At 67.9% G+C, this 20,516-nt stretch carries 19 protein-coding genes; 11 read left to right on the top strand and 8 right to left on the bottom strand.

The window, feature by feature from the left end; all coding sequences use genetic code 11:
- Window positions 1-251: 251 nt before the first annotated feature.
- The 3 genes from MXA07_RS14245 (at window position 252) to MXA07_RS14235 (ending at window position 4,140) form a co-directional block, all read left to right on the top strand.
- Complete coding sequence (locus MXA07_RS14245; protein WP_247729259.1) at window positions 252-674, top strand: winged helix-turn-helix domain-containing protein; 423 nt, start codon at window positions 252-254, stop codon at window positions 672-674.
- A 2-nt stretch (window positions 675-676) separates the two neighbouring features.
- Window positions 677-946, top strand: a complete 270-nt coding sequence (locus MXA07_RS14240; RefSeq protein ID WP_247729258.1) for a DUF7521 family protein — start codon at window positions 677-679, stop codon at window positions 944-946.
- A gap of 287 nt (window positions 947-1,233) precedes the next feature.
- Window positions 1,234-4,140, top strand: a complete 2,907-nt coding sequence (locus tag MXA07_RS14235) for an efflux RND transporter permease subunit (RefSeq protein ID WP_247729257.1) — start codon at window positions 1,234-1,236, stop codon at window positions 4,138-4,140.
- A gap of 19 nt (window positions 4,141-4,159) precedes the next feature.
- Here the strand turns inward: MXA07_RS14235 and MXA07_RS14230 are convergent, their stop codons facing one another.
- The 3 genes from MXA07_RS14230 to MXA07_RS14220 form a co-directional block, all read right to left on the bottom strand.
- Entirely contained in the window at window positions 4,160-4,411 is a 252-nt protein-coding gene (locus tag MXA07_RS14230) for a glutathione S-transferase N-terminal domain-containing protein (RefSeq protein ID WP_247729256.1), read from the bottom strand.
- Between the two features lie 83 nt (window positions 4,412-4,494).
- Window positions 4,495-5,970 carry an NCS2 family permease gene (locus MXA07_RS14225; RefSeq protein ID WP_247729255.1) on the bottom strand — a complete coding sequence of 492 codons (1,476 nt, stop codon included), beginning with the start codon at window positions 5,968-5,970 and terminating at the stop codon, window positions 4,495-4,497.
- 634 nt (window positions 5,971-6,604) lie between these two features.
- Window positions 6,605-7,285, bottom strand: a complete 681-nt coding sequence (locus MXA07_RS14220) for a class I SAM-dependent methyltransferase (protein WP_247729254.1) — start codon at window positions 7,283-7,285, stop codon at window positions 6,605-6,607.
- A 381-nt stretch (window positions 7,286-7,666) separates the two neighbouring features.
- Here MXA07_RS14220 and MXA07_RS14215 point away from each other — a divergent pair, with 381 nt between their 5' ends.
- A complete protein-coding gene (locus tag MXA07_RS14215; protein ID WP_247729253.1) occupies window positions 7,667-8,443 on the top strand; it encodes a phosphatase PAP2 family protein in 777 nt (258 codons plus the stop codon).
- A 210-nt stretch (window positions 8,444-8,653) separates the two neighbouring features.
- Window positions 8,654-9,838 (top strand): sugar transferase, encoded by a 1,185-nt coding sequence (locus MXA07_RS14210; protein WP_247729252.1) that lies wholly within the window; start codon window positions 8,654-8,656, stop codon window positions 9,836-9,838.
- On the opposite strand, the gene MXA07_RS14205 is transcribed toward MXA07_RS14210, so the two are convergent.
- Both MXA07_RS14205 and MXA07_RS14200 read right to left on the bottom strand, forming a co-directional pair.
- Window positions 9,826-10,704: an AAA family ATPase gene (locus tag MXA07_RS14205; RefSeq protein WP_247729251.1), complete on the bottom strand. Its 879-nt coding sequence runs from the start codon at window positions 10,702-10,704 to the stop codon at window positions 9,826-9,828. The two genes, MXA07_RS14210 and MXA07_RS14205, sit on opposite strands and share 13 nt — an antisense overlap.
- Window positions 10,701-11,372, bottom strand: coding sequence for a class I SAM-dependent methyltransferase (locus MXA07_RS14200; RefSeq protein WP_247729250.1), 672 nt, complete (start codon window positions 11,370-11,372; stop codon window positions 10,701-10,703). The genes MXA07_RS14205 and MXA07_RS14200 overlap by 4 nt, the downstream gene beginning before the upstream one ends.
- Window positions 11,373-11,754: 382 nt before the next feature.
- Here MXA07_RS14200 and MXA07_RS14195 point away from each other — a divergent pair, with 382 nt between their 5' ends.
- The gene (locus tag MXA07_RS14195; RefSeq protein WP_247729249.1) at window positions 11,755-13,047 is read left to right on the top strand and encodes an O-antigen ligase family protein; all 1,293 of its coding nucleotides are present in this window, start codon (window positions 11,755-11,757) and stop codon (window positions 13,045-13,047) included.
- Entirely contained in the window at window positions 13,044-14,033 is a 990-nt protein-coding gene (locus MXA07_RS14190; protein WP_247729248.1) for a glycosyltransferase, read from the top strand. Before MXA07_RS14195 ends, MXA07_RS14190 begins: the two co-directional genes overlap by 4 nt.
- Window positions 14,034-14,081: 48 nt before the next feature.
- Here MXA07_RS14190 and MXA07_RS14185 read toward each other — a convergent pair whose 3' ends face one another.
- Window positions 14,082-15,092: a glycosyltransferase family 2 protein gene (locus tag MXA07_RS14185; protein WP_247729247.1), complete on the bottom strand. Its 1,011-nt coding sequence runs from the start codon at window positions 15,090-15,092 to the stop codon at window positions 14,082-14,084.
- 37 nt (window positions 15,093-15,129) lie between these two features.
- On the bottom strand, window positions 15,130-16,458 hold the full coding sequence (locus MXA07_RS14180; protein WP_247729246.1) for a glycosyltransferase: 1,329 nt from the start codon (window positions 16,456-16,458) through the stop codon (window positions 15,130-15,132).
- Window positions 16,459-17,048: 590 nt separating this feature from the next.
- Here MXA07_RS14180 and MXA07_RS14175 point away from each other — a divergent pair.
- Window positions 17,049-18,032, top strand: a complete 984-nt coding sequence (locus MXA07_RS14175; RefSeq protein WP_247729245.1) for a DUF7972 family membrane protein — start codon at window positions 17,049-17,051, stop codon at window positions 18,030-18,032.
- 68 nt (window positions 18,033-18,100) lie between these two features.
- Here MXA07_RS14175 and MXA07_RS14170 read toward each other — a convergent pair whose 3' ends face one another.
- Window positions 18,101-18,535: a cytidine/deoxycytidylate deaminase family protein gene (locus tag MXA07_RS14170; RefSeq protein WP_247729244.1), complete on the bottom strand. Its 435-nt coding sequence runs from the start codon at window positions 18,533-18,535 to the stop codon at window positions 18,101-18,103.
- A gap of 202 nt (window positions 18,536-18,737) precedes the next feature.
- Here MXA07_RS14170 and dpsA (MXA07_RS14165) point away from each other — a divergent pair, with 202 nt between their 5' ends.
- From dpsA (MXA07_RS14165) to dpsA (MXA07_RS14155), 3 genes are read left to right on the top strand one after another with little or no spacing between them, the layout of a single operon-like run.
- Window positions 18,738-19,286 carry a DNA starvation/stationary phase protection protein DpsA gene (dpsA, locus tag MXA07_RS14165; protein ID WP_247729243.1) on the top strand — a complete coding sequence of 183 codons (549 nt, stop codon included), beginning with the start codon at window positions 18,738-18,740 and terminating at the stop codon, window positions 19,284-19,286.
- 12 nt (window positions 19,287-19,298) lie between these two features.
- Window positions 19,299-19,880, top strand: a complete 582-nt coding sequence (locus MXA07_RS14160; RefSeq protein WP_247729242.1) for a ferritin-like domain-containing protein — start codon at window positions 19,299-19,301, stop codon at window positions 19,878-19,880.
- Window positions 19,877-20,458: a DNA starvation/stationary phase protection protein DpsA gene (gene dpsA, locus MXA07_RS14155; RefSeq protein WP_247729241.1), complete on the top strand. Its 582-nt coding sequence runs from the start codon at window positions 19,877-19,879 to the stop codon at window positions 20,456-20,458. The genes MXA07_RS14160 and dpsA (MXA07_RS14155) overlap by 4 nt, the downstream gene beginning before the upstream one ends.
- Window positions 20,459-20,516: the final 58 nt, after the last annotated feature.

Below are 20,516 nucleotides of genomic sequence, written 5' to 3'. Positions count from 1 at the left end.
GAATTGGGATTGGACGGGGTCGCTTTAGGCCCCGTTCCCCATCGGTCGAGCGTGCACCGATCGTGTGAGCGCACCGCCGAATCGTGACTCGACCGCGTCCCCGCCGATCGACATCGATGGACCCAACCCGGACGGGTTCGATATCGCGGACAGGCGACCGACCGGTGACGACGCACATGACAGAAACACCGACCGGCTGGGACCGCTGGCCCGTGCCGGGTACTTCACGCCATCGTGATCCCTCCCGACGGATGACGCGCGACCCAGGAGACGACGCCGACGGGGAGCCGTCGCTGGAGGCCGTCCTCGCGAGCCTCGAGGACCGCGACTCCCGACGACTGCTCGCCCTGCTCGACAGCCCGAAATCCGCCGCCGACCTTCGGGCTGAGACCGAACTCCCACGGTCGACCCTCTACCGGAAGCTGGACGGTCTCAGGGAGGCGGATCTCGTCCGGGAATACACGGAGATTCGCCGCGACGGACCGAACGCGACCCTCTACGAGCGCGACGTCACCGGCATCACCATCGAGATCGATGACGACGACGAGTTCGAACTGGAGGTACGGCGCCCGCCCGCCGAAGCGACCGATCGGATGGCCGCGTTCTGGGCGGGCATGAAATCGGAATCGAACCGGGATCGTTCGACCGACGAGGATCGGTCGCGGGAGGGATAACGATGCTAGAAACCGTACTCGTCGTCGTGAAAATCGGCCTCCTCGTCCTCGGGAGTGCCGTTTCGCTCCTGGCCTATCGCGCCTACCGACGGACCGGGATAGACGGCCTCCAGTTCTTCGCCGTCGGCCTCCTGATCATTACACTCGGGACGGCGCTCGTCGGCGTCCTCCACCACGCAGTCGGCATCGGCCTCACCGCCGGACTACTGATCGAGAGCCTCTTTATTGGGGCCGGCTTCGTCGTCATCAGTTACGCACTCTACTGGCGCTAACCTGGCCCGGTCGAAACCGGTTTTCCCATTCGGTTGGACACCTCCGACGAGCCTTATCCGACTATCACCGAGACTGACGTGATGGGAGACCCTATCAGCCAATTCCGGCAGATCAATTCGAGCGATCGAAGGCAGCCGTATCGCGCTGGGCGCGACAGACCGCGGCGGATCATCGGTTTGCGTCGTCGGACGACGGCGCGAACGGAGGGCTGCGGGGGGTGGCTCACCCGGACGACCTGGTGTGATCGACGAGGACGGGCGGGCGAAGGTCGCCGCTGGTGGTTCGGATGACCGGCTCGCGATCGGCTCGGTACGCGGCCTGGATCGTCGAGAACCGTCTTCTCGTCCTGGTGACCGTGTTGCTCTGTACGGCGGCGATCGGTGCTGGAGCAGTGTTCGGTGCGGAGCCCGCGGGCGACGCCGACGAGTTCGCCGTCGAGACGGAGTCGACCGCGGCGCTCGACCGGATCGACGCGACGTACCGGTCCGAGAACGCGATCGTCACGCAACTCGTGGTTCGATCGGACGACGGTGACGTGTTGACGCGGGATTCGCTACTCGAGAGTCTGCGGCTGCAGCGCGAGCTCTCCGAGCGGCCGACGGTGAACGAGACGCTCACCGATCGGCGGTTCCAGGGCATCGAGAACGTCGTCGCCACCGCCGCCGCGATGGAGGATCGCTCCGGTGGCGGCGGTTCCGGTGAGGTCGACGCAGCCGGTCGGACGCCGACGCTCGACCAACAGATTCGGGCGCTCGAACGGCGGTCGCCGGCGGCCGTCGAATCCCTCCTCGCGGACGTCCTCGCCTCCGACGCGCCGACCGGGAATGACTCCGGATCAACGGGGAACGACCCCGTATCGAGCGGAAACGCGTCGGACTCGGCCGGGAACGCGATCGGCGATCCGTACGCCTTCCTCCCGACGTCGTACGAGCCCGGATCGACCAGGTCGGAGTCGCGGATTACGTTCGCGTTTCACACCGACGCGACCGGCGCCGACGGCGAGGCGCTGGCTCACGACGCCCAGTTCGAGATCGAGTCTGCGTTCGAGGAGCGGTTCGCGGGCGGCTTCGTTTTCGGGGCCGGCATCGTCGACGCCGCCAGCGCGAACGCCGTCGGGGACAGCTTCGCGATCATCACGCCCGTCGCGCTGGCTCTCGTCCTCGCTATCCTCGCGGTCGCCTATCGCGACCTCGTCGACGTGGTGCTCTCGCTGGTCGGGATCGTGATCGTGCTTTGCTGGTTCGCGGGGATCCAGGGGTGGCTCGCGATTCCCGGCGGCTCGATGCTCGTCGCGATCCCGTTCTTGCTCGTCGGGCTCTCGATCGATTACTCCCTGCACGTGGTGATGCGCTATCGGGAGGCCAGGTCGGGCTCGCTGGAACGCACCACGGACGAGCGGACCGACGACGGTCGCGAGTCGCCCGCGAACGGGATGCGAATCGGTCTCACGGGGGTGGTCCTCGCGCTGGTGGCGGCGACGATCTCGACCGGGGTCGGCTTCCTCGCGAACGCGCTCAGCCCGTTGCCGGCGATCGAGCACTTCGCGATTTTGAGCGCGGCGGGCATCGTCGCGACGTTCGTCGCGTTCGGCGTCTTCCTGCCCGCGCTGAAGGTGACCGTCGACGACCTACTCGAGCGCCGATTCGGTCGCTCTCGACGGCAGCCGCCGCTCGGGACGGACGGATCCGCCGGCGACCGCGCTCTCTCCGCGGTGAGCGTACTCGCTCGGAGGGCCCCCGTCGCCGTCGTCGTCCTCGCCGTCCTCGTCGCCGCGTTCGGGGCCACAGCGGCGACTGACCTCGACACCGAGTTCGATCGCACGGATTTCCTCCCCGAGGATCCACCCGAGTGGACGGCGTCGCTCCCGGACCCGCTGGAGCCGGATACCTACACCGTTCGCGAGGAAGTCGCTTATCTCAGTAGCAACTTTCAGGACCGGCGTTCGGGCTCGCAGGTGCAGTTCCTGATACGCGGAAACGTGACGGATCCTGCGCTGTTCGACGGGATCGAATCCGCGGCAACTGCGGTCGGTGGCGACACCGGCGTCAGTGGCGGTGCTGGTATCGACGGCGGGTCGAGCGCGTCGGATTCGCTCCGCTCGGCGGAGACGATCGACGTCCGCGCGGACGGATCGGTGGCGATGGAAGGTCCTTCCACGTTCGTCGCGTCCGTCGCGTCGGAAAACGAAACCGTCGCAGCGGCCCTTCACGAACGGGACACGGAGGGTGACGGGCTGCCGGACGCGGACGTCGCCGGGCTCTACGCGCTCGTCTTCGAGGCGGCTCCCGAGCGGGCGTCGTCGGTCCTCCATCGAACGGCCGACGGATCGTACGAGTCGGCCAGACTCACCCTCTCGGTCCGCAGCGACGCGTCGGTCCAGGCCGTGACCGCCGACGCGGAGGCGTTCGCGGCGGCGATCGAACGCGCAGCCGCCGAGTCGTCGGAAACCGGAGTGCCAGTCACTCGCGAATCCGGCGACTCGTCCGCGGCGTCGAGGGACCGAGCGACCGGCTCGGCCGCTTCGCCGATTTCGGTCGTCGCGACCGGCGGCCCCGTCGTCACGGCCGCTGTGCAAGACGCGTTGCTCGAGACGTTCGTCCGGGCGTTCGCCGTCACGGTCGTCGTCGTGCTCGTCTTGCTTACCGTCCTCTACTGGGTTCGCCACCGCTCGCTCGCGCTCGGCGTGCTCACGCTCGTCCCCGTGGTCGCCGCGCTCGCGTCGCTCCTCGGCGCGATGGCGCTCCTGTCCGTCCCGTTCAACACAGAGACGGTCGTGATGACGAGCCTGGCGATCGGACTCGGGGTCGACTACAGCATCCACGTGGGCGAGCGATTCGTCTGGGAAGTCGCGGCGCGTCGGGACGCGGCAGTGCGGGGGAGCGAGGAACGTGCGCGCCGACGGAACGAGACCGATCGTCGACCTGGCGTGGACCGATCGGCGGGTCAGTCGTCGGACGACGTCGTTGAAGAGTCGGTCCGGGCGACGGTACAGGGCACCGGCGGCGCCCTCCTCGGGAGCGCCGCGACGACCGCCGCCGGCTTCGGCGTCCTCGCACTGGCGCTCTCGCCGCCACTCCAGCGGTTCGGCCTCGTGACGGGGTTGAGTATCGTCCTCGCGTTCGTCGCGAGCCTGACGGTACTGCCGTCGCTCCTCGTTCTTCGTGAACGGGTGCTCGATCGCTGGTACCGGTGAATAACCGCGAGAGTACTGTTCAGGCCTTCTCGTACGTCTCCTCCAGGTAGGCGACGATCTCGTCGCTCTCGGCCATCCCCTCGACGCCGTGGGCCTCGTCCGTGATGACCGGAACGCCGGTCTGTCCGCTCACGTCCCGCACGCGAGTGCGTTCGTGGTGGGCCGCAGGAACTTCGACCGTCTCGTAGTCGAGCCCGAGTTCGTCGAGTTTCGAGCGGACGTTCGCACAGAAGGGACAGCCCGGGAGTTCGTAGAACGTGATGTCGGACATAGCGGCGCGTACGTCCTGGAGGCGAAAGAGGGCGTCGGTCGGGGAGACCCGATCGTCGAAATCGCCGGATCGACGGTCGCCGGTTAGAAGGCGAAGTCCCCGGCCTGGACGCTGAAGTAGACGGCGAAGTAGACGATGAACGCGACCGCGAGGACCCACTGCCCGGCCGAGACGTCCCGGCGTTCGCCCGTGGCGAGCTTGATGAACGGGTAGCTGATGATTCCGGCGGCGAGGCCGTTCGCGATCGACGCGGTGAGCGGCATGATCGTGATGGTGAGTCCCGCGGCGATCGCCCACGACGGGTCCTGCCAGTCGATGTCGGCGACGCCCTGGAGCATGATGATCCCGACGACGACGAGCGCGATGTAGGTGGCGAAGGTCGGAATCGCCGTCACGACGGGGACAAGGACGAGCGAGAGGGCGAACAGCACGCCGACGACGAGCGCGGTGAAGCCGGTTCGCCCGCCTTCCTCGACGCCGGTCGAGGACTCGATGTACGTCGTCACCGTCGAGGTGCCCATCACGGCGCCGGCGGTCGTGCCGACGGCGTCGGCCATTAGCGGCTCGTCGATATCCGGCAGATTTCCGTCCTCGTCGAGGAAGTCACCGATCTGGGAGACGCCGATGAGCGTCCCGGCGGTGTCGAAGAAGTCGACGAAGAAGAACGTGAACACGACCAGCAGGAAGACGAGCGGGTCTTCCGTGATCATGCCGAGTCCGTCGACGAATTCGTAGACCAGCGGCGTGAAGTCGTACTGGACGCTCGTCACGACGTCTCCCTCGCTCGGCGTGATCGTCCCGCGCTCGACGAATCCGGCGATGGTCGCGAGCCAGGCGCCGGCGGCGGTCAGCAGGATCCCGATGACGATCGAGCCGGTGACGCCCCGGGCGTACAGCAGGAGCGTCAGGAGGAGTCCGGCGAGGCCGGCCGCGGCGACCGGCGATTCGAGGACGTTCCCGAGCGTGACGAGCGTCTCGGGATCACCGGTGACCACCTGTATCTCCTGGAATCCGAGGAAGAGGAGGAAGACACCGATCCCGGCACCGACGGCGAACTTCACGGGTTCGGGGAACAGTTCGATGATGTACCGACGGGCGCCGACGGCAGTGAGGACGATGAAGACGATCCCCTCGACGAACACCGCGGCCAGCGCGACCTGCCACGGGACGCCCAGCAAGAGGACGACGGTGAACGTGAAGAAGGCGTTCAGCCCCATCCCCGGCGCCAGGCCGAACGGCCGGTTGGCGTACAGCGCCATCACGAGGATGGCGATCACCGACGCGAGTATCGTCACGACGGTGAGCATCTGCACCACCTCGCCGTAGGTGAAGATCTCCCCGTTGATGGTCGTCGTCGTCCCCGGTTCGATCGGGGGATACTCCCCGATGATCGCCGGCGCGATGATCGACGGGTTCACGACGATGATGTACGCCATCGCCAGGAACGTCGTCACGCCGGCGATGGTCTCCGTTTTGAGATTGGTTCCGTACTCCGCGAAATCGAAGTAGTCGGCGATGCGCGCCCCGAGTCCGTCCCCGTCCGTCGACCCTGTTGACATCGTGGACAGGCGCGGCTACTCAGAGGAGGGGTTAAAGCGTTCCTATCTAACCCATCTCGACTTTTGAAACAAAATCACAGTGGCGGATTCGACACAATTCCGGTGAATATTATCGAAACATATCTAAATTAGGAACAGATTCGGAGCATCGATCTTCGGAACAATTCGCAACCAATAGACAGCGAAACCTGAGACGCGTCCGTTGATTTACATCCCGGGGATTACGTTTGCGCACCGCTGGCGGCCGAACAATGCTCTCCGTCCGAGATTTCAGGGCGAACGCCACCATCGTAGGCCGGCTGGTCACCGAACCGCTCGGGGTAGAGCGCTTTCGCGGCCGTATCGAGTCGGAAGCGGTTCAGGATTGGGCCACCGAATCGAACCGCGAGGAGGTGATTCGTCCGTTCTCGACGGCCGAACTCTTCCATGCGACCGGATCGTCTTGGAGGTCGGATTTGATCTCCGTCCAGTTCGTCCCGGGGAACGCCAGTAACGAATGCTCACCGCCACTTCGTGGGCTGTCGACCGTCGCATCTGTTCGACCTTGACGGCGAGTGCTTCCCACCAACGAAACGGATCACGTCAAAACCACACGATCCCAACGGAATCCTCACGCTTCAGCGTGGAGTAACTGTCAGGGTGCGACACCGACGGTCAGCAGCGTCCCCCACGTCCGATAGCGATCGACCATCGCTTCGCGAGTCTCCCATTCGTCGGTCGGGAATTGGTTCTCGGGAGGAATCTCGATTTCTTCGTCCGGAATCGTGTCCTGTACGGCGACGCTCAATCCGGCCTCGCGGAACAGGGTTCGATACTCCTGTCGGCTCCAGAGGTACATCGGGAGATCGATCCGCTCCTGCCACTGATGGGATTGTTCGGATTCCTCGAAGAAGTTCACCGCACAGAAGAACGTCCCGCCGGGGCGGAGCACCCGTCGGATTTCCGAGAGCATCTCGACCGGCTCCTGCGCGAAGAAGAACGCCTCCATGCTCCAGACGTGGTCGACACTGTCGTCGGAGAACGGGAGGTGATGGAAGTCGGCGACCGTGAAATCCAGAGAGTCATCTTGCGCGTACTCGCGCGCGTTCGTCGTCATTTCCGGACTCCCATCGAGCCCAACGCCCCGGGCGAGGTCGTGTATCTCGCCGAGCGCTCGCAGCGCGTACCCCGAACCGGTACCGAGATCCAGGATGGTATCGCCAGCCTCCACCGGCATCATCGCGAGAGCCTGTTTTGCCGTGTGCCAGTGCTCGTCTTCCATCTCACGATCTCTCCCCGACGTCGCCCATCGATCGAATTCCTGTTGAACGCTCATCGCCACTGGTTCCTTTCTTCGAACCTCGTCACATTAAAAGTCATCTCCAGAACACCCCGCACAGTCGATTCCGAACGCTCACCGCGATCTCGATCGGTTACCGGGTCAACGCTCACGGCGTTGTTCGCTGAGGTGCAGTCGAAACCGGGGCGTCAACCGGTGAGCGATGCCGACGATGCCACTGACGGCAGTACCTCGAGAGCGACGAGTCGACAGATTTCGGTGGTCGGAACGACCAGCAGATTTGCTCCGAACCTCGTCGTCGCCCGGTAACCACCCGTCTCATTGCGAATCGTCGTGCGTCTCGTCCTGTATCGTCGTCCCTCTCGTTGCGAACCTCGGCCGACGATTGATGGCACTCGGCGGCGTAGTGGTGGGCGGATGAGCCGAGGAATCGGCGTCACCGAGGCGATCAGAGCCGTCCTGCCCGAGTGGTCGACTCCGCTGTTCGAACTGGCCGCGCTCCCGGGCGACCTCCCCGTCGTCGCCGGCGTCCTCGCCGCGGTCGTCCTCGTGGATGTCCGCGATGCGCTCTCCGACGGGGGCAATTCTCCTCTCCGCGAACCCTCCCGGGATGCTCGAACGACCGATCGCGGGGCTCGCGAATCCGCGGTCGGTCGCCGTTCGCTCCTGCGGCCGCGGACGGCGTTCGTCGTCGGCGTCGTCACCGGCGGGCTCGCGCTGACGCTGATCCTCAAGACCGTTCTCGGTCTTCCCCGCCCGCCGCCGGCTTTGCAGGCGACGGTCCGCGACGGGTACGGCTTTCCGAGCGGGCACGCGATGGCCGCGACGATCCTCTGGGGGGCGCTCGCGTACTGGTGCGATCGACCGCGACCGCGGACCCGGGCGATCCTGGCGTCGCTGCTCGTCTCGACCGTCGCGCTCTCCCGGCTCGCCCTCGGCGTCCACTTTCTGGTCGACGTCCTCGCCTCCGTCGCGGTTGGGCTCGGCTATCTGGGCGTCGCGCGAACCGCCCTCGCGGCTGATCCGCGCCGTTCGATGGGTCTCGCGGCGGTTCTGGGTACGATCGCGCTCGTGATCACGGGCGCGACGACGGACGGACTCCTCGCGTTCGTCGGCACCATCGGCGCCGCGGCCGGCTGGTGGCTCACGACGCGACCGTCCGTCGGTCGGGTGCTGGCCGCTTCGGGCCGGTGAGGCCCGCGTGTCGATGGGCGCGGCGAGTGATCCTGCCTTCGAATCGGGCGCCCAATCGCGTGTTACCGCGACGCGTCGGGCGCGGAGACTCGAACTCTGGACCGTTGTGGCGACTTTCACCGCGGCGTCGGTCGACCGCGATCGGGTAGTGGCGGGTTGGTCCCGAAACGGGAGTCGGTCATTATTGTCCGCGCGGGCCAGGCTTCGACGATGCTTCGACGCCTGGCCTCGCGAGTGCGGTCGGCTGGTGCCGCCGCGTCCGCGGTCGGCCGAGGGGCCGAGACGCCGACGCCATCCCGGGCGCTCGTCGTCGGAACCGACGCCGGATTGATCGAGACGGTCGCCGACGACCTCCCCGTCGAGCCCGTCGGATTCGTCTCTCCTCGACTCGACGATCCGGCGTCCCGTTCGGCCGGGAGGGAGACCGCCGATCCGGACGTCGAGTCGAACCGCGTCGGCGTCGGTCCGTCGGAGCGGATCGCTCGGCGCTCGGTGCTCCCCCTCGACGCGGACGGAGCCCTCATCCGCACGCCGACAGACGGCGTGGTCGCCATCGCCGGGATCGACCGCCTCGGCGGCCTGACGCGGCTCCGGCAGCTGATCCGTCGCGAGTCCGTCGACACCCTCGCGCTGGCGTTCGACGAGGCCGACCGCGGCGAGTTCTTCGGCGTCCTCGCGGTCGCCGCGGATTGCGGAGTAGCCGTACTCGCGCACGAATCGAACGCCGACGGGGTCCTCACGCTCGACGGGCCAGGTTCGCTCGTCACCGTCGAGCATCGCCCCTGGCCGTGGTACTCGCGGCTCGCCAAGCGGCTGTTCGACGTCCTGTTCGCTGGGGCCGCGCTCCTGGCGACGGCGCCGCTTCTGTGTCTCATCGCGGCGGCGATCAAACTCGACTCGCCCGGCCCGGTGCTGTACAGCCAGACCCGGACGGCGGCCTTCGGGGATCGGTTCACCGTCTACAAGTTCCGGAGCATGGTCGCGGACGCGGAGGCCGAACGCGGGGCGACGTTGAGCGGCGAGGACGCCGGCGAGGAAGACCCGCGCGTGACCCGCGTCGGTCGCGTGTTACGGACGACCCACCTGGACGAACTCCCGCAACTCGTCTCGGTGCTTCGGGGCGACATGAGCGTCGTCGGGCCGCGACCGGAACGACCGGTCTTCGACGCCGAGATCGCGGCCAGCGGCCACCCCTGGCAGAAGCGGTGGCTGGTCAAACCCGGACTGACGGGACTGGCCCAGACCAGGGGCGTCACCAGCGTCGACGCCGAACGAAAGCTCGCGCTCGACCTGGAGTACGCCACCAGCCGGACGTTCTGGCTGGACGTGCGCCTCGTCCTGGCCCAGTTCCGGGCGATCGTCCGCGACGTGGGAAACCTGGTTCACTCGGGGTAGCCAGTCCCGCCGTCTCCCGAGGCGGTCGCCCCGCCCCCTCGAACGGGCTCTCCGTCTTCGGTCACCGAGGCCGATTTCTTCCGACCGCTCGGGTTCGATCCGTCCGTCGCTTCGCGCCGGACAGTCCGAACGACTCGTTTCACGCCGGCGTCGAGGGCGACCCGATCGTCGGCTTCGATCGTGCGGAGGAATAGCGTCGGTCGCTCCGCGGCGATGTCGGCCGCGACGGTGCGAACCGTTTCGGTGGTCTCGACCGCGTCCGCCACGGTGGGCGTTCCCGGCTCGGCCGCCCCGATCCGGCTCTGCGGTTCGGTTCTCGCGCCGAGGCGGTCCGCGACGACCTCCGCCGAGGCGCGAACGCAGACGAGAACGTACGGGACCGGCGGAATTGCGGCCGCCAGCCGTCGTCGAGCGAACCCCTTAACTGCCTCGGGCTCCGTCACCGCGATCGACCAGTACGCCTGCGCTATCGCCTGGTCGAAGACCGTCACGCGCGGCCGACGCGCCGACCGGTCGACCGCGCCCGCCGCGTAGAGCCAGTTGAACAGCAGCGACGGTCGCAGGTCGCTCCCCGCGACGGCAGCGTATCGGAGCGGATCCGTCGGTGCGGCGCGGAGGCCGCGACCGACGAACGGGAGTTTCGCGAGCTGGCGTCGCGGCGTCTCGAGCGACTCGTTGATCGCGAGCGTCGGTCGCGCGACGGCCACGTCGTCGGGCAGCGCCGCGAGTACCTCGCGAGCGAGGGTCGTCTTCCCCGCCCCCGGCGCACCGAACGGCTCGACGATCGCGGGGCCGGTGACGTCCCGGCCCGATCCGACGTCGCCGCGGTCGGTACCGACCGATCCGTCGCCGCCTCTCTCGGTCATGACCGGAGCAGGTAGACCCGTTCCTGCGAGAGCACCGGAAGCACCCACCTCGCGTCGAGAACGTCGAACTCGCGGGTGAACAGGTCGCGGGTTTTTGCCGCCGTCTCGTAACAGTGTCCGCGCTCGTCACCGCCGAGCAACCGGTAGCGAAGCCGGCGCCGGGCGGCGTGAAACGGCGATTCGATCCCGGTCGAGACCACGACGTGGTCGGCGACCGCGGCGAGTTCCGACAGGATCCGCCGTTTCACGTCCGTCGGCACGCGATGGAGTAATCGGAGGCAGACGGCAACGTCGAATCGGTTCCCGACCACCTCGGAGACGGACGTCGCGTCGCAGACGGCGAACCGTCGGTTGACGACGCCGGCCCGCGCGTACTCCCGCTCGGCGCGACCGAGCATGGCTTCGGAGATGTCGCAGGCCAGGACCGCCGACCCCGTCTCGGCGAAGACGGGCGCGAGCTTGCCGGTACCCGTCGGCAGGTCGAGGACGGTCTCGCAGGGTACCGCCGACACCAGCGACTCGACGACCGCCCGCTCGCGACTCGCGATCAGCCGATGGCGCCAGTGTCCGTCCTCGCCGTAGGCGTCGTGGTACGACGAGGCGACCTCCTCGGACCGGTAGTACTCCTTCATCTCCGAGGCGTAGTCGAAGGCGTCCTCTTCGGGCATCCCGGCCCACTACCACCAATGCGCCCTTGAGGATTGGCCCGGCAGACGGCGGTAATCGTCGCGTACACGCTCTCGAACCGGACGGCCTGGACGGTGGCGGCCGTCGGGGTTGTCTATCCGTCGACGGCCATCGAGTTCTCGCCATCTCGGTGGCCATCGGGTCCTCTGTATCTCGGTGGCCATCGGGCCCTCTGTATCTCGGTGGCCATCGGGCCCTCTGTATCTCGGTGGCCATCGGGTCTCCCGGACGCCGACGGTGGCAGGTCGGTCTTGTGACATTCGGTTCGACGATGGAGAATCGAATCGCGCCACGCGGGATGGTAATGGCCGCTTTGTGGCCGTACCTTTTTTGGGACGGTTGCGGGTGGTACGACCAGTTCGCATGGCCTGGATCGGTGACACGGCCGACGCCCGGCCGGCGTCCTTTGCCGGCCTCGCGCTCGCGTGCGCGCTGTTCGTCTGTTATCCCTTCCACGCGGTCGTCCGCGAGGGATCGCTCGTCATCAACCTGAGTTTCGGCGACCCCGTCGTCGCGCTGATCGGCGTGCTCTGGCTCCTCGGGGCGGTCGGGTCGCACACGCTCCCACGGTACGCGGCGGTGGCCGGGGGCCTCGTCGTCGCCGCCGTCGGATCGCTGATCGCCGTCTCTTTCGCCGACCCCGCGTACTTCACGGCCGCGGGGGGCGCACTCGCGCTGGCGAAGCTGCTCGGCGCGATCGCGTGGTTGATCGCCGTCTACGCGCTGTACAGCGAGTTCGGTATCCGCGTGCTTCGAGCTGCGCTGGTGGTCTCGGTCGCGGTCGCGACGCTCGTCTCGGTCTGGTCGCTCCTCCGGACGTTCTTCCTGATCGACGGGTTCGACCGCGCGAGCGGGCCGTTCGAGAACCCCAACCTGTTCGGTAACTACCTCGTCCTGCACGCGTTCGTCTCGCTTTCGTTCCTCCGGACCTGGTGGGACGAGCGTCCTCGACGCGAGGTAGTCGCGCTCGCGATCGTGCTCCTCTCGATCGCACTGGTGAGTACGGGGTCGCGAGGGTCGATCCTGGGGCTGCTCGGCGGGCTCGCGGCCGTCGCTGCGTGCGCCGTCGGAACCCGTCGTTCGGTGACCCTGACGCGCCGGTCGGTCGGGGCGGCCGTGGGCGCCGCGTTCACCGCCGTCGCCGTCCCCGCCATCTTCGCGCCGTCGGTCGTCGGGCGCTTCGTCGGGAGCCGAAACGTCGACATTCGCCTCAGGCTGTGGGAGGCGAGCTTGGAGGCCCTCCTGTCCAACCCGATTTTGGGAATCGGCTACGGACAGATTCACACCTACCTGGCGGCGACCATCGGGGAGTATCGCGGGACGCACAACGTCTACCTGCTCGTCGGGGGCGAGACGGGTTTCGTCGGACTCCTTATCCTGTTCGGGTTGATCGCCCTGGTCGCCCGCGACGCGATTCGCCTCGGGCGCCGCGAGGGCGCGTCGCTCTTTCTGCTCGGCGCGTTCGTCGCCATGCTCGTCCAGGGATTCGTCACGGACGTCGACACCTTCCGGTCGTTCTGGATCCTCCTCGGCATCCTTGCGGCCGAACGCTCGCACGCTCTCGGCGGCGGCGCGATCGAACCCGGCGTCGACTGGCGAGGCGAGGGTCGAGTTCGCGAGGCGGCTCGCCCGACGAGACGAGGTGGTGACCGATGACGCGCGTGAGCATCGTAATTCCGACGTACAATCGGGCCGAGACGCTCCCGCGAGCCATCGAGAGCGCGTTCGCCCAGACCTGCGACGACGTCGAGGTCGTCATCGTCGACGACGGCTCGACAGACGAGACGCCCGACCGCGTCGCGACCGTCGCCGATCGAGTCGAGGCCGCCGACGGCGGGCCGCAGGTCGGAACGGACCGGACCGAGACTGTCGCGGACCGACTCGAGTACGTCCGGTTCCCGGAGAACCGGGGCGCGAACGCGGCCAGAAACGCGGGAATCGAGCGCGCGAGCGGGACGTACGTCTCCTTCCTCGATTCCGACGACGAACTCGAACCGACCCACGTCGAGCGGGCCATCGAAGTGCTGGAGGCGGCTCCCGACTCATGCGCGGGCGTCTACACGGCGTTCCGCGTCTACCACGACGAGTCGTTCGTCGACGTCTCCCGCGCCCGGTCGCTGGTCACGCGGGAGGACATCCTCGCCGGGAACGTCATCGGGTCCTTCTCGGCCACGACGTTCCGGCGCGACGCCCTCCGCGCGGTCGGCGGCCTCGACGGGGACCTCGCGGCCGCCCAGGACTACGACCTCTACGTCCGCCTCCTCGAAGAGTACCACGTCCGCGGGATCGACGAGGCCCTGGCGACCGTCTACAAGCAGCCCGATTCGATCGGCTTCCAGCTCGACGCGAAGCTCGCCGGCAACCGCGCGATCAGGGAGAAACACGGCGACGTCCTGACCGATCGCCGGCTGGCCGCCCAGTACTTCGCGGAGGGAATCCTCGCGGGGCGGGCCGGCCGGCGGACGCTCGCGCGCGACCGGTTCGAGCGCGCCCTCCGCACCCGCCCGGACCTTCGAACCCTCTACTTCTACCTCGCGACGACGCTCGGCGAGCGAGTCTTCGACCGGTCCTATCGGCTGGCGACGGGAATCCGCAAGGGTTATCGACTCCTCTCGAGCGAGATCGCCGGGCGTCGGTCGTAATCGAGGTGCGAGCCAACAGCGGGGCGTTCGGATCGCCGTCGGCGCTCACTACTCTCGCCGATCGCCGACTGCCTGCGCCGCCTCGTCTCGCTCGCGCCCGGTCAGCGCAGATTCGACCCGCGGTCGCCACCGCTCTCGCCGTTCCGGTTCCGCCTCGCCGGTGATCCGGGCCCGCAGGCGAAACCCCCAGCGCGTCAGCTTGAGCGCGTACGCGAAGACGTAGAACGCGAGCGCGCGCCCCGTCGGTGTCTCCGACCCGACCTTCGCAAGGAGGTGACCCGGCCGCGGCGGGAGGACGTTGTACGGGTGGTGCCAGGGTCTGACCCACCCGGTCTCCGGGTACAGTCGAGCGATCTGGGCCTGCCCGGTTCCGAGCCGGGCGGCCTTCGAAACCATCTCGCGAACCGTCGTCCGCGCGGGGTGGGAGACGGTGATCTCGGTCGCGCGGTGCTGGACGAACCCCGCGTCGGCGACCCGGCGACCGAACTCGCGGTCGCCGCTCGAGACCAGGCGTTCGTCGAACGGGCCGACGGCCTCGAGGACGGATCGCCGAACGATCAGACAGCACGTCGGCGCGTAGTCGCGCTCGCGGATCGTGACGGCCGTCGAAAACCCGACGGCGGCGTCGTAGGCCCCGACGAGCGTCGACCGCCCGTCCGCGTCGGTCGGCGACCGCCCGTCCTCGACGACCACCTCGACCGAGGGGGCGACGTAGTCCACGTCGCGCTCGTCGAACAGCGCCGCGACGTCCGCGAGGAACGACGGCGGAACGGTGACGTCGGCGTCGACGAACGCCAGGAGATCGCCGCGTGCCCGCGCGATTCCCGCGTTCCTGGCGGCGTAAGAACTCTGAATCTCGTCCTCGACGACCAGCTCGACCGGCTCCGATTCGCGAGCGGCGGCGCGGGCGATCGCGCGCGTATGGTCCGTCGAACCGTTGTCCACGACGAGGAGTTCGTAGCGATCCGGCGGGTACTCGACTCGCTCGAACGACTCGAGCGTCGCCCGGAGCCCGTCGGGATCGTCGTACACGGGCACGATGACGGAGATCTCGGTCACGGTCACGCCCTCCGCGGCCCGACTCGACCGAGTCGATTCACGCGTCGACCCTCCTCGACGGATCGCCCGCTGCGAGCACTCGCTCGTAGCGCCGTTCGAGTTCGTCGTTCAGCGTTCGAACGTCGAAGTTCTCGCGAACGTACCGTCGACCGGCCCGCCCCAGCCGATCGCGTTCGGTCGGCGATCGGGCGAGCGATTCGAGTTCGTCGGCGATCGCGCCCGGCGCCTTCGGCGGAACGAGGCGCGCGCTCTCGCCCGCGCGGACGGCCTCTCGCACCCCGCCGACGTCCGAGGCGACGATCGCCAGCCCGCTCGCCTGGGCTTCGAGCAGCACGAGGCCGAACCCCTCGTGGAGGCTCGGGAGGCAGAAGACGTCCGCCTCGCCAAGCGCCTCGCGGACCGCCGCGTGGGGTTTCGCCCCGCACAGGGTGACGCGATCGCCGCAATCCAGCGTCTCGATCACCGACTCGAGGTGCTCGCGCCGGGGCCCGTCGCCGACGACCCGGTACGTGACGTTGACGGCCGGCAGCCGATCGGCGAGGCCGTCGACGGCCCGGATGGCGTATTCGAGTCCCTTGATCTCGTGGAGGCGCGCGACGGTGAGGATCGCGAGTTCGCGGCGGGCGCCGTGGTCCCCCGCGCGATGGCCGTGTTCGCCCCGTCCATCGTCGAGTGAATCTCCCGGACCGTCGACCGCTCCCGTCCCGCCGTCGACGGCCGCAGCATCCGGCGGGGGCACCTCCGATGCGGTCTCGTCGTACAGCCGCGGATCGATCCCGACGTGGTGGACGTCGACCGCGTCGGGATCGGCTCCCGCGTCGAGCAATCGCTCGCGGACGTGCCTCGAGGTGGCGAGGACGGCGTCACACCGCTCGAAGAGGTCGTCGTAGTTCGCTCGCTCCCTGATCCCCCAGCCGTGAAACGTCGTCACGAACGCCTCGGCGGCGCCGACGCGGTCGAGTCTGGCGGCTTGTCGCCCGACCGGCCCGAAGTGGGCGTGCAGCACGTCGAGATCGTCGGGAAGCACCGTCCGAGCGTGGTAGGTGAACGTTCCCGCGGCGCGGGGGCCGTCGGTCAAGGCCGTCCGTGCGAGTTCGGGCACCGTCGTCGGTCGCCGGATCGCCAGCGAGACGGCGTTTCGCGCGGAGCCGGCGGCCGCGGGACCGAGCGATCGCGGCGGCCCGATGTACGTCGTCCGCCGATCGAGTTCGTACGCGTCGAACTCGGGATGGCGGACGGACTCGTCCGACGGGTACGAGGGGTACAGGCGCACGTCGTGGCCCCGGTCGAGCATGCCCGTGACCTGGTCCAGCACGTACGTCTTCGAGAGCTTCGGGAAGATGTTGGGCAGTACCCCGATCTTCATGTCCGTCTTCGCGGCGGCCGGATAGATAGGGTGCGTCCATCGTCAGTCCGCGTAACCTGCGCTTACGGGTGACACCCGAGCTAGCAGTCGGTCACGAGGCGGAAGAAACGAGCAGTGAACACCTTGTGGGCCTCACCATCCGCCTGTCGAAGACGTTAGCGGTACGGTCACAGCGTGGTGATCGCTCACAAGCCAGTCAATAGATTTGACCCCTCCACTCAGCCGCCGTCCGAGCGGCACGCGAAGAGTAATTGCGCAGATAGTCCCACTGCTTCATCGCGCCGGGCGCTCCGCTCGTCCACCCGGCCGGATCGGCCGATCGGCCGTCTCGTTCGCGTCGTCGACCCCTCCCGGGTTTATCGGGTTCCGGCACGTGTTCACGCTATGGCGTCTCGGACGATACGCGGATGGTCGTTACTCTCGCCGGAATCGCCTTTCCCGGTGACTCCCGCCGGTCCATCGGCCGCGTCACCGCCACCACTCCCCGGGGAGCAAGGTGCGGTCCGCACGCGGGCCGACGTCACGGTTGGTCTGGAACCGTCTTCGGCTGGTACCACAGCTGGATCGTAACGTGTACGATGGAGCGGTCAATGACCGGTTCGTGGACGAGAGACGCCGGCAACCCGGCGACTCGCTGGCTCTTTATTACCGGGCACCGGCTCGGCGTCGCCGCTGCACTCTCAGTCTTCGCCGCCGCCCTGACAGCGCTGCTAATCGAGCTGGACCTTATCTACGTCGGCCCCGGGAGCAACCTCTCGACGGCGCTGTCGAGCGGCCTGCTGTCCGGTCTGCTGACGCTTCTCACGGTCGCCCTCTCGATCAACCAGCTCATCCTCTCGCGGCTGTTCAGCTCGGCAGGGAACCTCTCGGACCAGCTGGACGGAACGCTCGACTACCGGCGTACCGTCGAGGATATCGCTGACGTGGACGTGAGCCCGAACGAACCCGTCGCGTTTCTCGGCCTCCTCGCCGACACCCTGGAGCGTCGCGTCGGCGAGTTCGAACGCGAGGCCGGGATCCGCTCCGTCGACGCGAGTGACGACTTCGGAGCCTACGCCGCTTCCGTCTCCGACTACGCGGACCACCTCTCGACGGTCGAGACCCTCGACGACACGTTCGAGGCGTTAGTCGTCACGCTCGGGACGGACTACGCCGACCACCTCGATACCACGCGGAGACTCGAGAGCAGGTACGGCGAGGACCTCTCCGACGAGGCTGCCGAGGCGCTCGACGACGCGCTGGAGCTGCTGAAGGCCGTCGCGACGATGCGGCAGTTCTTCAAGACGCTCACGCTCCAGCAGGAACTCGCCCTGCTCTCCCGGCGGCTGATTTATACCGGCGTTCCGGCGGTCCTCGTGGCGTACTTCCTGTCCTCGACCTACACCGCCACCCCGAACCTGCCGACCGCGATCGATCCGGCGTACATGCCGCTCGTGGTGGCCGTCGCGACCGCGATCGTCCTTTCACCGCTCGCGGTGCTGGTCGCGTCCCTGCTTCGGGTGGCGACCGTCTCGCTGTATACGGTATCGATCGGGACGTTCATCCCGCCGGAGAAAACGTTCGATAGCGATTGAGTTCGTCGGACGCCGCCCGAGACGTTCCGGGGTTTCAATCGGCCGAACCTGTCCGTTGCGAGCCGCCCTCACCACGTCCGGGTCGGGAGCAGGTCGACGGCGCTGACGACCCGGTTCTCCCCATCGACGGGGACGATGACGCGCAGCTCCTCGTCGTAATCCGCCAACAGCTCCCGGCAGGACCCGCACGGCGGAATGATCCGTGCTTCGGTCGCGTCGTGGGACGGCATCGGGTACGAGACGGCGGCGCAGGTCTCGATCTCGTCGTGGCCGTGCCCGTCGGCGATCGCGGAGCCCAGCGCGACGGGTTCCCCGCACATCGACGCGCGGCCGACGCTCGCCGGTAAACTCACGCCCTCGTAGACGGAGCCGTCGGTCGTCCGAACGCCCGCGGTGACGATGTGGGCGCCGTCGAAGAACTCGGGGTCGAACGTGCGCTCGTTCGTCTCGACGAGGCGTTCGAGCAGCGCTTCGTCGTCGGCCGTCGGCGGAGCACTCTCCATACCGGTTCGGGCCACCGCAACCCGAAGGAGGTTTCGAACCGTCGCTCCCCACGCTACCGCACGGCCGGGCGACGGCCCGACCGCGGCGCTCGGCGGGTCATCCGAGACTTCGCCGCCCCGAGATCGCCGGCGGATCTAGGCACACCAAAAAATATAGGATAGATGAAAGGTATAAGGTGGTCGAGGGCCTATCACCCGTGTGATGAACTCCCAAGAGACGACCGTCCGTCAACGGGCCGGGACCGTCGACGAAAACGCGCTCCGGCTCGACCGGGACAAGGCCGAGCAGATCGTCGACGCGCTGAACTCCGAACTGGCCAACTCGTACGTCCTCTACCACCAGCTCAAGAAGCATCACTGGGTCGTCGAGGGCGCCGAGTTCCTCCCGCTCCACGAGTTCCTCGAGGAGGCCTACGAACGCGTCGAGGCGGGTGCCGACGAGATCGCAGAGCGCGCGCAGGCGCTGGGCGGCGTCCCCGTCTCGGGCCCGTCGAACCTCGAAGAGCGCGCGACCGTCGAGTTCGAGGGCGAGGACGTCTACGACGTCCGCACCATGTTCGAGAACGACCTCGAGATCTACGGCGAGATCATCGAGTCGATGCGCGACAGGATCGAACTCGCCGAGAACCTCGGCGACCCCGCGACCGCCGAGCTGTTGCGCGAGATCCTCGTCGAGCTCGAGGAGGACGGGCACCACTTCGAGCACTACCTCGAAGACGACACCCTGGTCCTCGAGAGCGCCACCCACTGAACTGGTCCCAACATGGCACAGAAACAGGGCCGACTCGTCCGGGAGCCCGAGACGGGCGAACGCCGACAGGCGTGGGGCTCCGTCGCGGAGAACGCGCTCCGGGTCGACCGCGCGGACGCCGACGTGATCGTCGACGCCCTGAGCGTCGACCACGCGGGATCGTTCAACCTGTTCTACCTGCTTCGCAAGCACTTCTGGACGGCGGCGGGCGCCGAACACGAGGCACTCGCAGACTTCCTCGAGGACGCCTACAAGCGCCTGCGGGCGATGAACGACGCGCTCGCGATTCGGATCGTCGAACTTGGCGGGATTCCCCCGAACACGCCGCCGACGATTCAGGAACGGGCCGAGGTACGGCTCGAGGCCGAGCACCGCTACGACCTCCGTGCATCCCTGGAGGGCGACCTCGAGGGGTACGCGACCCTGATCGCCGGGATGCGCGACCACGTCGCGCTCGCGGAGGAACGGGGCGATCCGGGCACGGCCGAACTGCTCCGGGACCACCTCGAACGCCTCGAGGCGGACGCCCACGTCATCGAGCGAGCGCTCGAAGCCGAGACGCTCGTTCGAGCGGAGGTGCTGACGGACCGATGACGAGTACGCCGCATCTCCGGAGTCCCGATTCCGCTCACGTCCGTCAGGAGTGGGGCGCGGTCGCCGACAACGCGCTCGGCATCGAACGGGACGTCGCCGAGGAACTGGTCGCGGCCCTGAACGAGGAGATGGCGGGGCTGTACATCCTCTTCAATCAGGTTCGCAAGCATTTCTGGCTCGTCGAGGGTGCCGAATCGAGGCCGATCGGCGACTTCCTCGCGGCCGCCGCCGACCGACTCACGGAGATGACCGACGATATCGCCGTCCGAATCACCGCACTCGGCGGCGTTCCGGCCTGCGGGCCGATGGGCATCCGCCAGCACGCGCCGCTGTACATCGAGGCGGCCCACCACTACGATATCCGCTCGTCGCTCGAGCGCGACCTCGATGGCTACGCGACGCTCGCGGTGCAGCGGCGCGAACACATCGAACTGGCGGACCGAGTCGGCGATCCGACGACGAGCGAGCTCCTGCGCAACCATCTGAAGACGCTCGAAGCGGACGCGCACGTCCTCGAGCGGTACCTCGCCGACGAGACGCTCGTCGTGCGCCACGCGAACACGGTGTCCCGGCGGTGACGACGGAGGCCGACCCGTCGGCCTTTCCCCATGACGGTTTTGCACCGAGCGAGTTGCG

The organism is Halovivax limisalsi, from assembly GCF_023093535.1.
In the GTDB taxonomy this organism is placed as follows: Archaea; Halobacteriota; Halobacteria; order Halobacteriales; family Natrialbaceae; genus Halovivax; species Halovivax limisalsi.
Note: the sequence above shows the minus strand (reverse complement) of the source record. Positions and strands in the feature narration are given on the sequence as shown.